Origin of the sequence: Flavobacterium frigidimaris, from assembly GCF_002217275.1 — a bacterium.
Taxonomy (GTDB): domain Bacteria; phylum Bacteroidota; class Bacteroidia; order Flavobacteriales; family Flavobacteriaceae; genus Flavobacterium; species Flavobacterium aquidurense.
Genome location: NZ_MUGV01000031.1, coordinates 70,330 through 85,104, shown reverse-complemented (window position 1 = coordinate 85,104; position 14,775 = coordinate 70,330). Strand labels below are relative to the sequence as shown.

General features: G+C 32.1%; 10 protein-coding genes. 9 read left to right on the top strand and 1 reads right to left on the bottom strand.

The features are described from left to right. Positions 1-422 precede the first annotated feature (422 nt). From B0A65_RS17470 to B0A65_RS17440, 7 genes are all read left to right on the top strand, one after another. Positions 423-3,545: a SusC/RagA family TonB-linked outer membrane protein gene (locus tag B0A65_RS17470; RefSeq protein ID WP_074659936.1), complete on the top strand. Its 3,123-nt coding sequence runs from the start codon at positions 423-425 to the stop codon at positions 3,543-3,545. Positions 3,546-3,554: 9 nt separating this feature from the next. Next, positions 3,555-5,123 carry a RagB/SusD family nutrient uptake outer membrane protein gene (locus tag B0A65_RS17465; protein WP_074659937.1) on the top strand — a complete coding sequence of 523 codons (1,569 nt, stop codon included), beginning with the start codon at positions 3,555-3,557 and terminating at the stop codon, positions 5,121-5,123. Between the two features lie 179 nt (positions 5,124-5,302). After that, positions 5,303-7,285, top strand: coding sequence for a putative porin (locus B0A65_RS17460; protein WP_074659938.1), 1,983 nt, complete (start codon positions 5,303-5,305; stop codon positions 7,283-7,285). Between the two features lie 48 nt (positions 7,286-7,333). Beyond that, positions 7,334-8,695 (top strand): pyridoxal-phosphate dependent enzyme, encoded by a 1,362-nt coding sequence (locus B0A65_RS17455; protein WP_072975085.1) that lies wholly within the window; start codon positions 7,334-7,336, stop codon positions 8,693-8,695. An 86-nt stretch (positions 8,696-8,781) separates the two neighbouring features. Further along, entirely contained in the window at positions 8,782-9,264 is a 483-nt protein-coding gene (locus B0A65_RS17450) for a 3'-5' exonuclease (protein ID WP_074659939.1), read from the top strand. 72 nt (positions 9,265-9,336) lie between these two features. Continuing rightward, positions 9,337-10,608, top strand: a complete 1,272-nt coding sequence (locus B0A65_RS17445; RefSeq protein ID WP_074659940.1) for a DUF2851 family protein — start codon at positions 9,337-9,339, stop codon at positions 10,606-10,608. A gap of 69 nt (positions 10,609-10,677) precedes the next feature. Further along, positions 10,678-10,905, top strand: coding sequence for a PspC family transcriptional regulator (locus B0A65_RS17440; protein ID WP_026985787.1), 228 nt, complete (start codon positions 10,678-10,680; stop codon positions 10,903-10,905). A gap of 54 nt (positions 10,906-10,959) precedes the next feature. Here B0A65_RS17440 and B0A65_RS17435 read toward each other — a convergent pair whose 3' ends face one another. Beyond that, positions 10,960-12,420: an amino acid permease gene (locus B0A65_RS17435; RefSeq protein ID WP_074659941.1), complete on the bottom strand. Its 1,461-nt coding sequence runs from the start codon at positions 12,418-12,420 to the stop codon at positions 10,960-10,962. A gap of 271 nt (positions 12,421-12,691) precedes the next feature. Here B0A65_RS17435 and B0A65_RS17430 point away from each other — a divergent pair, with 271 nt between their 5' ends. After that, entirely contained in the window at positions 12,692-13,582 is an 891-nt protein-coding gene (locus B0A65_RS17430; protein WP_074659996.1) for a ComEA family DNA-binding protein, read from the top strand. Between the two features lie 15 nt (positions 13,583-13,597). Further along, complete coding sequence (locus tag B0A65_RS17425; protein WP_074659942.1) at positions 13,598-14,740, top strand: acyl-CoA dehydrogenase family protein; 1,143 nt, start codon at positions 13,598-13,600, stop codon at positions 14,738-14,740. Positions 14,741-14,775 lie beyond the last annotated feature (35 nt).

Here is a 14,775-nt window from a genome sequence, read left to right as displayed (position 1 = left end):
CGTATTTTTTAAATTTTATCTTAATAATTTTTTTACGAAATACTTTTTATTGAATTTTTTTAATCTAAATGAGATAAATACCTTTAAATAAATTGAATTTAGCGCTATAAAACGCTTGATTTTGTCAAAAAAATAAAATTGTAATGTAAAATCACGATTTTAATAAAAGTTGATATTCTTTTTTATGGGTTTAGTCAATTGAATCTTTTAAATGTTAAAAAGTGTTAACATTTTTATGAAAGAATTTAGGTCCTGGTTCATTTATTTATACGAATAGAATTGTTAAAATATTAATTCCGTGATATTTTTGGGGAATATATTGAGGTATTGTTAATAATATTGAAAAAATTTAAGTTGAATTAGTTTGTTATTTTAAGAAATAATTAAGATGTTTGCCGCATACTAATTCAAAATAAATTAAAATGAAATTAAAATTACAATGGATTTGTACGCTCCTTGTAGCGTTATCTATGCAGTTTTCTTTTGCTCAAGAGAGAACTGTCTCTGGAAAAGTATCTGATAAGACAGGTGTTATTCCAGGAGTAAATGTTGTTGTGAAAGGATCAAAAACAAATACTCAGACTGATTTTGATGGAAGTTATTCTATCAAAGCAAAGACTGGTGATGTTTTGGTTTTTTCATATGTAGGTATGAATAACAAACAAGTTACCGTAGGAAGTTCTAGTTCAGTAAATGTTGAGCTTGAATCAGAAGCGCAACTAATGAATGAGGTTGTAGTTGTTGGTTACGGTGTGCAAAAGAGAAAAGAAGTAACTGGTTCTATTTCTAAAATTGCAGGAAAAGACATCGCCAACTTAGTTACTCCATCTTTCGAAGGTGTTTTAGCTGGTAGAGCAACTGGTGTACAAGTATTAACCAATACTGGTATTATTGGAGGCGCTCCAAAAATTAGAATTAGAGGTATTTCATCTATTTCTGGAAGTACAGAGCCATTAATCGTTGTAGATGGTGTGCCTATTTATTCTGGTGATATTGGTGGTGTTTCTTCAACAAATGGTTTGGCTGATATTAACCCGGAAGATATCGAATCTTTTGATGTATTAAAAGATGGTGCTGCAACGGCTATTTACGGTTCTAGAGCAGCGAATGGTGTAATCTTAATTACAACAAAAAGCGGAAAGAAAGGTACTTTGAAAGTAAGTTATTCAAGCGTATTTGGTGTAGCTAGTGCTGCTAAAACATATGATTTGTTACAGACTCCTGATTTCTTAACTATTTCTAACGAAAAAAGAACAAACAGAGGGCAAACTCCATGGGCTGTTGGAAATACATATAATACAGACTGGCAAGGTGCAGTTTTAAGAAGTGCTCCTCAAACTACTCATAATCTTAACTTCAGTGGAGGTTCAGAAAAAACAAAGTATTATTTGTCTTTAGGTATAACAGATTTAGATGGTATCAATTTAGCTAATGATATGAAGAAATATTCTGTTAGAACTAATATTGATCAGGATATCAACAAATGGTTAAGCATTGGTACTAATTTAGCTGTAAGTAGAACAGAGTACAATGGATTGAATATTAACGCAAATGGTTTATCTGGTAACATTTTTAATGCTACAAGACAATTGCCTAATACACCAATTTATGATGCAGCTAACCCTACAGGTTACAATATTTCACCAAATGGCCAAACTGTAGGTCAATGGAATAATACAGATCCTGCTGGAGATAACATTACAAATATTCTTTATGTTCTTGATCATAATAAATATAAATCTACAACTACGAGAATTTTAGTAAGTGCATTTGCAAATGCAAAAATTACTTCTGACTTAAGTTATAAATTACAAGTAAGTGGAGATAACGCTTCAACAGATGGTTACCAATATTGGAATCCAGTACACGGAGACGGACGTGGAACTAACGGATCATTGTATCAGGACAACACTAATCTATTGAGATGGAACTGGCAAAATATTTTGAATTACAAACATACTTTTGCTGAAGACCATAATTTAGGTGTAACAGGTGTTGCTGAGTATCAAAAATCACGTACTAAAATATTCTTTGGTTCAGGAACTGATATTTTAAGTGATTTCTACGATCAAAATTTAGTAACAGGTACATATGCTACTAAAGATTCTGGTGGTAGTGCTTCTGAAAAAGGAATTATATCATACTTAGGTCGTGTTACCTATAACTACAAAGAGAAATATTTTATTCAGGGATCTCTTAGACGTGATGGAATTTCTCAATTTGAGAAAGATGTTAGATTCCATAACTTCCCTGGAGTTTCTGCAGGTTGGACAGTTTCTAAAGAAAGTTTCATGGAAGGAATCAGTGGTACTGTTTCTGATTTGAAATTTAGAGGTTCTTACTCTGAAGTAGGAAACGTTGATGTTCTAAATCAAGCAGCTTATCCTTCAAAAGGTCTTATGATTGGTTCTCCTTATGGTTCTTTAAATGGTATTGGTTACTATCAATTTGGTAATGATCAATTACAATGGGAAACAAGTAACAAAGTTGATTTTGGTGTAGACTTAGGATTGTTTAACAATCGTTTGACTTTAGCATTTGATTATTATAAAAATAATATTGACGGTTTAGTATTAGCAGCGCCTGTTGCAAACTCTTTAGGTGTTCCTAACAGTATTATCAATTCGAATGTTGGTAAAATGTATAACCAAGGATATGAATTTGCTGTAAGTTTCAAAGCAATAAATAATGCTAACTTTACATGGGATGTTTCTTCTAATTTAACGCTTACTAAAAACGTAGTTACTGGTTTAGTTAACGGGCAAGATATAACAGGTGGTTCTTCATCTTTTGGTTCATCTCAGGATATAGTTAACATTGCACCTAATATCATTATTAGAGAGGGTGAATCTATTAACTCTTTATACGGATTTAGATATTGGGGTGTAAATAAAGCAAATGGTAACCCTGTTTATTATAAGGCAGATGGTAGTTTAATACAAGGAAACTTGGCAACGTCTACTTATAATGTATTTGATCCTGCTAATCCTGGAACAACTGGAGCAGCTGCAACATTAGCTACTGCTGATAAAACTATTTTAGGAAATACTTTACCAACATATTACGGATCTTTTACTTCTACTATGAAGTATAAAAATCTTGATCTTGGATTTATGGTTAGATTTAGCGGAGGAAATAAAATTTTTAATGCTACAAGAAGAGAGTTAATGAATCAAAACTTTAACAATAACGGAACAGAGATCTTAGGAAGATGGCAAAGTGTTGATAATCCTGGGGACGGATGGACACCAAGATTATACGCAAGTTCAAATACATTTACAAACCTTTCTGGAAGTGCTAGTACACGTTTTGTTGAAGATGGTGATTTTATCTCACTTGATAATATTAGTTTAGGTTACACATTACCTAAAATGCTAATGGATAAAATTGGCGTGGATAACTTTAGAGTTTTTGCTCAGGCACAAAATATCTGGTTAATTTCAGATTACAAAGGTATTAATCCTGAAATGGAAACAAATGGAGTAGATATCAATGGTACTCCACGTTCTAAGGTAATTTCAGTTGGAATAAATGTAAGTTTATAAAAAAAACATATGAAAAATATAATTAAAACAATTTTACTTTCTGTAGTTGTACTCGGGATGAGCTCATGTACAGAAGAAAAAATATTGGATTTAACTCCAATAAACAATATTGCAGATACAGATGCTTTTGCAACTCCTTCATTAATAGAATCTTACATGAATGGTGTTTATAATGCTGCTGCAATTGGACAATATAATGCTGCATCAACAAGCCCAAATGGTGGTCGAGGTTATATCTGGGGAGCTGCTTTTGTTGAACAAGGTGAAGCTAGAGGTGAAGATATTGTTAATATGGCTACTTTTTACCAACTGACTTATACTGCAACTTACGATCCAACAACCGCTAATAATGTGTATTACTGGATTGACGGTTATAGATTAATCGGAAGATGTAATCTTATGATTGAGGGAGTTGCTAATGCAGTTTCTAAAGGTGTTATAACACAAGCAGTTGCTGATAACTATATCGGACAAGCTAAATTTTTAAGAGCAATTACACATTTTGAACTTTTAACATATTTTGCAAGACCTTATAACGCTACAACTAGCGCAACAGATCTTGGAGTTATATACAGAGAAGTAGGTGTGAATACAGCTGCTGAAGTAGCATCTGAACAAGTTAAACCAAGAAATACTGTTGCTGATTGTTATGCAAAAGTTTTGGCAGATTTAAATGATGCTGAAAAATTGATTTCTTCAAATGGTTTTGCTGGTGGTAGAGTTGTTTCTAAAGCAACAAAATCTGCTGCAATAGCATTCAAAACAAGAGTTTATCTTCAAAAAAGAGACTGGGCAAATGTAATTGCTGAAGGGACTAAATTAAATGGTGTTTATACATTAACTGCTGATCCTGCTGCTCCTTTTGTGCTAGCAAATAACTTAACTAACTCAGAGTCTATATTCTCTATTGCGCATTCTGCAACAATGAATCCGCAGGTTAATGCGGCTTTGGCAAGTGTATTAAAAAATAGAGCTTTAGTTGCAATTAGCCCAATTATTTGGAGAGATCCACAATGGTTGGCTGATGACAAACGTAGAGAAGATGGAAAAATGATTTACACATCAGCTGGTATAAAATATACTAATAAGTATACAGATGTTACAAATATGACAGATGCTGCTCCGGTTATCAGATATGCTGAAGTAGTATTAAATATGGCAGAGGCTCAGGCTCGTTTGTCAAATTTATCAGCTGCTCTAACTTTGTTAAATTCTATTAGAAATAGATCTTTAGCTAGTATAACAACTCAGGCTTATACTGCTGCTTCTTTTACTACAAATGCTACTATGGTGGCTGCTATTCTTAAAGAAAGAAGAATTGAATTTTTACAAGAAGGTCGTAGATGGGCTGATATTCACAGATTACAAGGTGATGATTTAGCTCCTATAAATGGAATTCCTGCAAAAGTTGCTAATGCGACTCCTGCTAAGGAAGCATATATTCTTGGAAATACTTATGTTATTACTACTCCTGTAACTGCAGTTCCAAGTTCTGATTTTAAATTCTTATGGCCATTGCCACAGACTGAAATTAATACAAACCCAGGTTTAGAAGGAAAAAATAACCCAGGTTGGTAAAAGAATAAATATTTTGATTTTTTTAAAACCCTCAATCATTTTTTGATTGAGGGTTTTTTTATTCAGGTTTAGTTCGATATAAAAACTTCTCATTCATAATGATTTGTTTTTTTATACGTTTTTATCTTTTACCTTTGCTTGACAAATTTTGCCGAAATAATTACATATAAAGCTATCAAATGAGAATACTCTTTTTTCTATATCTATTAATTGTACCTACATTATTGTTTTCTCAGGAAAAAACTAGTTCTAAAAACAGTTTAGATATGAATACTAAATATTCTAGTATAACGGATACAGTAAAGAAGAAAAAGGCTTTAATAGCAAAGATTGATCAATATAAGATTTATACACTGGAGCATGATACGGTATATGCAGATACATCGCTAACATTAAAAAGTGCCTACAAGCAAAATTATTTAAGGAAAGATAACTTTGGACTTTTGCCTTTTTCTAACATAGGACAAACATATAATACGTTGCAATACAGTTTAACGGATTATTCTCCTTATCCGGAAATTGGTTTCAAAGGCAAACATTTTGATTATATGGAAGTTAGTGACATAAAATATTATTCAGTTGCAACGCCATTAACAGAACTTTTTTTTAACACGACAATCAACAAAGGACAAAACTTAGATTCATTTATAACACTTAATACTTCAAAAAATCTTAATTTTTCTGCAGCCTACAGAGGATTGCGTTCTGAAGGGGATTATATAAATCAATTGGTAAGTGCTGGGAATTTTAGATTTACAACAAGCTATTTTACAACGAATAGGAGATATGTTCTAAATGCCCATGTGACATTTCAGGATATTACCAATGAAGAGAATGGTGGAATTACAAATCCTGAAAGTTTTGAAAGTGATGACCCGGATTATAAAAATCGTCAGCGACTGCAAGTGTTTTTGACTGATGCAGAATCATTATTAAAAGGAAGACGTTTCTTTTTTGATCATGCATTCAGAGTAAATCCGAAAGATGGAAGTAATAATTTATATGTGACGCATCAATTTAATTACGAATATAAATATTTTCAATACAAACAGCCAACTGTTCTTTCGACTGTGACGCCAACTGTTGGGCCGAGTCAGCAAGTAGAACGTTTTGGCGAGTCTTATGTTACTAGTAATATAAATGATGAAACACGCTTCGAGAAATTATACAATAAAGTTGGACTTGCATATGAAAATTCACTTCTGGGAAAATTCAATTTTTTTGTTGATGATTATAGATCAAATTATAAGTACGACAGAATTATTGTAAATGATGATGGTACAGCTATTCCGGATAATTTATTTTTACAGATTAATAATGTTGGAGGGCAATATGAGTATCAGAAAAATAAGTGGAATGGTCGTTTTTTATATACAAGATCAATTACAAATCAGTCCTTGTCTGATTTAGATGCAAAATTGAGATACAATCTGAATGAGAAAATTCAGTTCGATTTTAGATATAGAAATTTAAACAAGTTGCCAAGTAATAACTATAATTTATATCAAAGTAGTTACGTTGAATATAATTGGTCTAACAATTTTAAAAATGAGAAAATAAACCAACTCAGCGCCAATGTTTTTACACCGTGGTTAAATGCTGAAGTTCAATACTCTGTTCTAAAAGACCACTTGTATTTCAAAGATGATTCCAGCCCTGCAGAAGCTTTAGTATATACTCAAATTATAAAACCGGCGCAATATGGAAATGCAATAAACTATTTATCTATAAAAGCTAGTAAGGAATTTAAATTTGGGCCATTTGGTCTTGATAACACACTTTTATATCAAAAAGTAGATCAGTCAGATTTGATTTTGAATGTTCCTGATTTTGTAACTAGAAATACGTTTTATTATTCTAGTTATTTTTTCAAAAAAGCATTATTCATGCAGACAGGAGTTGTATTTAATTATTTTACAAAATATTATGGAAATGATTATAATCCGGTTATTGGCGAATTTTTTGTTCAGGATACAAAGAAAATCGGAGGTTATCCATTATTCGATCTCTTTGTAAACGCCCGAATTCGTCAAACCCGATTTTACTTTAAGGCAGAACATATTAATGCTTTATTTTCAAAAAGCGATTATTATTCGGCGCCTAATAATCCTTATCGTGATTTTATTATCCGATTTGGTTTAGTTTGGAACTTCTTCCAATAAACTTAGGGGTATTTAGATTTTTAGAACCAAATATTAAATAAACATAAAATGGACTTTTCAAAAAATATTTTAGAAACAATAGGTAATACGCCTTTAGTAAAACTCAACAAAATTGTTGCTGAAATCGATGCGTTAGTATTGGCAAAAGTCGAAACTTTTAATCCTGGGAATTCTGTAAAAGACAGAATGGCCGTTAAAATGATTGAAGACGCAGAGGCTGACGGCAGATTAAAACCGGGTGGAACTATAATTGAAGGAACGTCCGGAAACACCGGTATGGGTTTGGCTTTGGTAGCTATTATCAAAGGATATAAATTGATTTGTGTAATATCAGATAAGCAATCAAAAGAAAAGATGGATATTTTGCGTGCTGTTGGTGCCAAAGTTGTAGTTTGTCCTACAGATGTTGAACCGACGGATCCACGTTCTTATTATTCCGTTTCAAAACGGTTGGCAGAAGAAACACCAAATTCATGGTACGTAAACCAATATGATAATTTATCTAATTCATTAGCGCATTATGAGCAAACTGGTCCTGAAATCTGGAAACAAACTGATGGTAAAATCACTCATTTTGTTGTTGGAGTAGGAACAGGCGGAACTATTTCCGGAGTTGGAAAATATCTAAAGGAGAAAAACCCGAATATTAAAATTTGGGGAATTGATACCTACGGTTCTGTTTTTAAAAAATACCATGAAACTGGAATTTTTGATGAAAATGAAATTTACTCATATATAACAGAAGGAATTGGAGAAGATATTTTACCTAAAAATGTAGATTTTTCTTTAATTGACGGTTTTACAAAAGTTACAGATAAAGATGCAGCCGTTTATACAAGAAAAATAGCAATGGAAGAAGCGATTTTTGTTGGAAACTCTGCAGGAGCTTGTATTAAAGGGCTTTTACAGCTTAAAGAGCATTTTAAACCAGAAGATGTTGTTGTCGTTCTTTTTCATGATTCAGGAAGTCGCTATGTTGGTAAAATGTTTAATGATGACTGGATGCGAGAGCGTGGATTTTTAGAAGAAAATGTAACGAAAGCCGAAGATGTAATTAAAGATCATATCGATAAAGAACTGATCGTTGTTCGTACAGAAGAGTTAGTATCGCACGCAATTGAGCGTATGCGTAAGTATAAAATCTCTCAAATTCCTGTAGTTGATATTAACGGATTTGTTGGTTCTGTAGACGAAACAGACTTGTTTAGAAGTTATGTTGCAGATAAAAATGTTGCCGAAAAACCAATTAAGGAGGTAATGGGAAAACCGTTCCCAATTGTAAAATTAGGAACTACAATTGAAGAAGTTTCTAAATTATTTACCAAAGAAAATGACGCTGTTTTGGTAGATTTAGGAAATGGAAAACATCATATTATTACAAAATATGATATTATTGGATCTATAAAATAAGAGAATTTTAATAAGATTATAAATCCATAAATCGGAGTTTTACGGCTTTGATTTATGGATTTTTTTAGCTTTAAATATTTTAAAATATGAATTTTACTGCCATAGATTTTGAAACCGCAACTGGCTATCATCCTTGTTCTGTCGGAATAGTTACAGTCCAAAACGGAATTATTATTGATGAGTTTGTATCGCTAATAAAACCTCCAAACAATATATATAATCCGTATACAATTCAGGTTCATGGTATTTATCCACGTGATACGATTAACGCAAAGTCGTTTTCTGAAGTATTTCCTGAAATCGAAAGAAGATTGAAAAATAGAGTTGTTGTAGCACATAATGAAAGTTTTGATCGAAATGTATTGATGAAATCAATGGCACTTTATGGTTTGCAATATGAAAATTTAAATATTGCAGAACGTTGGGAATGTACAGTCAAAATTTACAAAGCAAAGGGATTAAAGCCAACTAAATTAAGTGATTGTTGTCGTGAAATGAAAATTCAGTTAAATCACCATGAAGCCTTATCCGATGCCCGTGCTTGCGCTAAGTTATATATGTTAAAGTGATGTTTTTTGTAGGATAAGTATTATTTTTTTTGCTATTTTTAGGTTTTTGTAACTTAAATATTAGCCTAAAAAATGAGAGAAGAATTTCTTCATTATCTATGGAAATTCACGAAGTTTGAAACTCTGAATTTAAGAACAACTCAAAATGATCCAATTGTAATTATTAAGACCGGAGATTATTTAGAACTTTCAGGACCTGATTTTTTTAACGCTCAGATTAAAATTGGAACTCAAAAGTGGGCAGGAAATGTTGAAATTCATTTAAAATCATCTGATTGGTATGTGCATCACCATGAAAAAGATCCCGCCTATGAAAATGTCATTTTGCATGTAGTTTGGGAGCATGATACAGAGATATTTAGTAAAAATAATACTGAAATTCCTGTTTTAATTTTGAAAGATTATGTTTCTTCAGAAATAATAAACAACTATCATTCTTTAATGACTCCAAAATCCTGGATTTCTTGCGAAAAACAGATGGTCCAAATAGATGAATTTGTTTTTAAAAATTGGCAGGAAAGATTATTTTTTGATCGACTGGAAAGAAAAGCGAAATTTATTTATGAATTGTTAGAAGAAGCAAATTACGATTGGGAATCGGTTTTGTTCTCTTTGTTAGCAAAGAATTTTGGGTTAAACACAAATGGAAATGCTTTTTTACAAATTGCTCAATCAATCCCGTTTTCTATTGTTCGAAAAGAAAGTTTCGAAATAGAAAATCTTGAAGCATTGTTTTTTGGGACTTCCGGTTTATTAGATTCTGAAAAGGAAGATTTATATTTTAATGATTTGAAAATCAGATATTTTTATCTTTTGCATAAATATCAATTAGATAAGGTCTATACAGAGCCACTGCAGTTTTTTAAACATCGTCCGGATAATTTTCCAACCATACGGCTTTCTCAATTAGGAAGCTTGTATAATAAACATCAGAATTTATTTTCTAAAGTAATCATATTAAAGTCGGCTAAAGATGTTTATAATCTATTAAACGTTGCAACAAGTTTATATTGGCAAAATCATTATCAGTTTGATAAAGAAAGTCCTAAGAAGTTAAAACCTTTGTCTAAATCATTTATTGATTTGTTGATTATAAACACCATTATTCCGTTGCAATTTGCTTATTCATATAAAATTGGAGAATCTAATGCTGAAGATCTTATTTCATTTATGCATGAGGTTTCTCCTGAAAAAAATGCAATAATTGATAAATTTGAGAGCTTTGGAATTATTTCAGAAAATGCATTTGAAACACAAACTTTGCTGGAGCTAAAGAATGAATATTGCAATAAGAAAGCCTGTTTAAGATGTGCTTTAGGAATAGAATTAATGAAAAGTAATTAGATAGTTAAAAAAAGGCGACAATGGTATAATTTTGTATTTTTGTCCAAAATCTAAAATCTAATATTAGAAATGTCAGCAATTTTAAAACTTAAATTTTTCTTTGAAAAATACGGATTTCATGTTTCATCTCGATTAGCAGATAAACTTGGAATGCGTGTTACAAGTGTACGATTGTTTTTTATTTATATTTCATTTGTAACCGCAGGTTTAGGCTTTGGAATTTACTTAACACTAGCATTTTGGATCCGTTTAAAAGATCTTATTCGGGCAAAACGAACTTCAGTATTTGACTTATAAAAGTTATTGAATAAAAAAAAAGGATCATATACTATATGATCCTTTTTTGATGCTTTATTTGGAATATTTTTCCGGATTATTTAATTTACTGTTTTTCTTACCATAAACAAAGTAGATAACTATACCTAATGCCATCCAAATTACAAGCCTTGCCCAACTTTCGTTTGGTAATGAATACATTAAAGCTAGACAAATAACGATTCCTGCAACCGGTACAAATGGAACCCATGGAGTTCTAAAAGCTCTAGGTGCATCTGGCATCTTTTTACGCATAACCATAACACCAATACAAACTAATACAAACGCTAATAGTGTTCCAATACTTACCATATGTCCTAAGTCGCTTACCGGAACAAGTCCAGCAAATAAACTTACGAATACTAAAAAGAAAAGGTTTGTTTTCCAGGGAGTACGGAATTTTGCATGAATTTCACTGAAGAAAGGAGGTAATAAACCATCTTTACTCATTGTATAGAAAACACGGCTTTGTCCCATAAGCATTACTAACATTACAGAAGTATATCCAGCTAAAATAGCTACAATTAGTCCTGTTTGCAAAAAGTCGTATCCTGTTACAGCAAAAGCGGTCGCAGCAGGTTTTGCATCTCCTGCAAATTTATAGTAAGGTACAAGTCCTGTCATAACATGAGAGAACAATACATATAGAATTGTACAAATAACAAGTGATCCTAAAATACCAATTGGCATTCCTTTTTGTGGATTTTTAGCTTCCTGAGCGGCAGTAGAAACAGCATCAAAACCAATAAAGGCAAAAAATACAGTACCAGCTCCGGCAGCAATTCCTGACCAACCAAATTTTCCGAAAACACCTGTGTTTTCAGGAATATAAGGTGTATAATTAGTAGGGTCGATAAATTTCCATCCTAAAACAATAAAAACGATTACTACAGCAACCTTTATAACAACTAAAACGTTGTTTAATGAAGCTGATTCTTTAGTTCCTTTTATTAATAATAAAGAAAGAAGCGAAACAATGAATATAGCAGGTAAATTTACGATTCCTCCATTTATTACGGTACCATTACTAAGTGTTAATGTTTCCCAAGGTGAACAAATTAGGTCGGGCGGTAAATGTATTCCGTATTTTGCAAGAAGTTCAAGTAAATACCGGGACCAACTTACACCAACGGTAGCGGCACCCAAAGCGTATTCTAAAACTAAATCCCAACCGATAATCCAGGCCATAAATTCACCCATAGTAGCATAAGAGTAAGTGTATGCACTACCCGCAACCGGAATCATTGATGCAAATTCAGCATAACAAAGTCCGGCAAATGCGCAACCTACAGCTGCTAAAATAAAAGAAATTGTTACCGCCGGACCTGCGTGGTCAGCAGCTGCAATTCCTGTTAGCGAAAATAGTCCCGCTCCAATAATTGCTCCAACTCCAAGTGCAACAAGCGAACGTGAAGATAAGGTTCTTTTTAGTCCTTTTTCAGATTCGGATGCTTCACCGAGCAGTACCGAAAGAGGTTTAGTTTTCCAAATTGACATACTATTATATTGGTTTATTGTTATTAAGCTCCAAATGTATCGTTTTTTATAAAAAATAAAAACAATTATATTGTTTTAAGTTATAAAATATCAAAAAAATATGCAAAATAGGTAGTTTACAGCTGTTAAGCATTGAAATTCATCAATTTAATTAGAGTGTTAATGCGGATTGAATAATTTGATGAAGAATAAATTTTTTACTATTTTTCTTAATAAATTGATATTTTATTGTTTATTTTATCCTTTTAAAACGATTGAAAATTTTATTTTAATGGCTAATCTTAAAACGCTCGCAATATATTTTAAATTTACAAGAGAGCAACGTACAGGAATTTTTTTACTTTTTGTAATTATTATAATATTGCAGATGGTTTATTTTTATGTTGATTTTAATTTGCCTGAAAAAACTTTCCCGGAAAAAGAACAATGGATGTCTTTACAATCAGAAATTGATTCTCTTAAGTTTATTAAAGATGAGGAGAAACCTAAATTCTATCTTTTTAATCCAAATTTCATAACAGATTATAAAGGATATAAACTTGGAATGTCTACACAGGAAATTGATCGACTTTTAGAATTTCGGAAAAAAAATAAATTTGTTAACTCTACGGAAGAGTTTCAACAAGTCACTAAAATTTCTGATTCCTTGTTAAAAGTTATTTCTCCTTTGTTTAAGTTTCCGGGTTGGATTCAGAAAGAAAATAATTTCAAAACAGAGCAAAAAGAATTTATTAGAAAAGCCGATATTAAAAAGGAGAAGATTGTAATTTTAAATATTAATGACGCCACTCAGGAGGATTTGATTAAAATATATGGTATAGGTGAAGCTTTATCTTTACGTATATTGAAACAAAAAGAAGTAGTAGGATGTTTTGTTTCTATGGAGCAGATGAATGATATCTGGGGACTTTCACCGGAAGTTATTGCGGAGTTGAATTCTCATTTTAAGGTAATATTGCCTGCAAGCTTTAAGAAAATAGCAATAAATGATGCGTCTTTAAAGGAATTGTCTCAGTTTTTCTATTTCAGATATGCATTAGCCAAACAAATCGTAACGTATAGAAGTATGAATGGAAATTTTCAAAATATTGAGGATTTATCAAAAATTAAAGGTTTTCCTGTTGAAAAAGCAAAAATAATTAGTTTATATTTGGAGTTCTAAAAAATATAGCCAACAATGAATTTTGATTATAACGAAACACAGTCAATGATTGCGCAGTCTATTAAAGATTTTGCCGAAAAAAACATTAGACCTAATATAATGGAATGGGATGAAGCACAAATTTTTCCAGTTCCGCTTTTTAAAAAACTAGGCGAAATGGGTTTTATGGGGGTTTTAGTGCCTGAAGAATATGGAGGATCCGGATTAGGTTATCATGAATATATTACTGTTGTAGAAGAAATTTCAAAAGTTGATCCTTCAATTGGTTTGTCTGTTGCGGCTCATAACTCATTATGTACAAACCATATTTTGACTTTTGGTAACGAAGAGCAAAAGAAAAAATGGTTACCTAAATTAGCAACAGCTGAATACATTGGAGCTTGGGGGCTAACAGAGCATAATACCGGTTCTGATGCGGGAGGTATGAATACTACCGCAGTTAAAGATGGTGATTTTTGGATTGTGAACGGTGCTAAAAATTTTATTACGCATGCAATTTCGGGTGATATTGCAGTAGTGATTGTACGTACCGGAGAAAAAGGAGATTCAAAAGGAATGACTGCATTTGTCTTTGAAAAGGGAATGGCAGGATTTACCTCAGGAAAAAAAGAAAATAAATTAGGAATGCGCGCCAGTGAAACTGCTGAGTTGGTTTTTGATAATTGTCGTGTGCCTGACGCAAACAGATTAGGAGAAGTTGGTCAGGGATTTATACAGGCAATGAAAATCTTAGATGGCGGCCGAATTTCAATTGGAGCTTTGTCTTTAGGAATTGCAAAAGGTGCTTATGAAGCTGCTTTAAAATATTCTAAAGAGAGATATCAGTTTGGTCAGCCGATTAGTAGTTTTCAGGGAATTTCATTTAAGCTGGCTGATATGGCAACAGAAATAGAAGCTTCGGAATTGTTGCTTCATAAAGCAGCATTCTTAAAACAGCAGCATAAACCTGTGACAACGCTTGGTGCAATGGCTAAGATGTATGCATCGGAAGCTTGTGTAAAAATAGCTAACGAAGCTGTTCAGATTCATGGCGGGTACGGTTATACTAAAGATTTTCCTGTGGAGAAATTTTACAGAGATTCTAAGCTGTGTACAATTGGCGAAGGTACAACTGAAATTCAAAAATTAGTTATATCGAGAAATTTGTTAAAAGAGTAAAGAGTAAAGAGTAAGAAGTAAAGAGTAAAGAGTAA

Excerpts from the sequence above, each read along its gene's own strand:
- B0A65_RS17435 (WP_074659941.1), bottom strand. The coding sequence starts at position 12,420 with ATGTCAATTTGGAAAACTAAACCTCTTTCGGTACTGCTCGGTGAAGCA.
- B0A65_RS17440 (WP_026985787.1), top strand. The coding sequence starts at position 10,678 with ATGTCAGCAATTTTAAAACTTAAATTTTTCTTTGAAAAATACGGATTT.
- B0A65_RS17425 (WP_074659942.1), top strand. The coding sequence starts at position 13,598 with ATGAATTTTGATTATAACGAAACACAGTCAATGATTGCGCAGTCTATT.
- B0A65_RS17460 (WP_074659938.1), top strand. The coding sequence starts at position 5,303 with ATGAGAATACTCTTTTTTCTATATCTATTAATTGTACCTACATTATTG.
- B0A65_RS17465 (WP_074659937.1), top strand. The coding sequence starts at position 3,555 with ATGAAAAATATAATTAAAACAATTTTACTTTCTGTAGTTGTACTCGGG.
- B0A65_RS17455 (WP_072975085.1), top strand. The coding sequence starts at position 7,334 with ATGGACTTTTCAAAAAATATTTTAGAAACAATAGGTAATACGCCTTTA.
- B0A65_RS17470 (WP_074659936.1), top strand. The coding sequence starts at position 423 with ATGAAATTAAAATTACAATGGATTTGTACGCTCCTTGTAGCGTTATCT.
- B0A65_RS17450 (WP_074659939.1), top strand. The coding sequence starts at position 8,782 with ATGAATTTTACTGCCATAGATTTTGAAACCGCAACTGGCTATCATCCT.
- B0A65_RS17445 (WP_074659940.1), top strand. The coding sequence starts at position 9,337 with ATGAGAGAAGAATTTCTTCATTATCTATGGAAATTCACGAAGTTTGAA.
- B0A65_RS17430 (WP_074659996.1), top strand. The coding sequence starts at position 12,692 with ATGGCTAATCTTAAAACGCTCGCAATATATTTTAAATTTACAAGAGAG.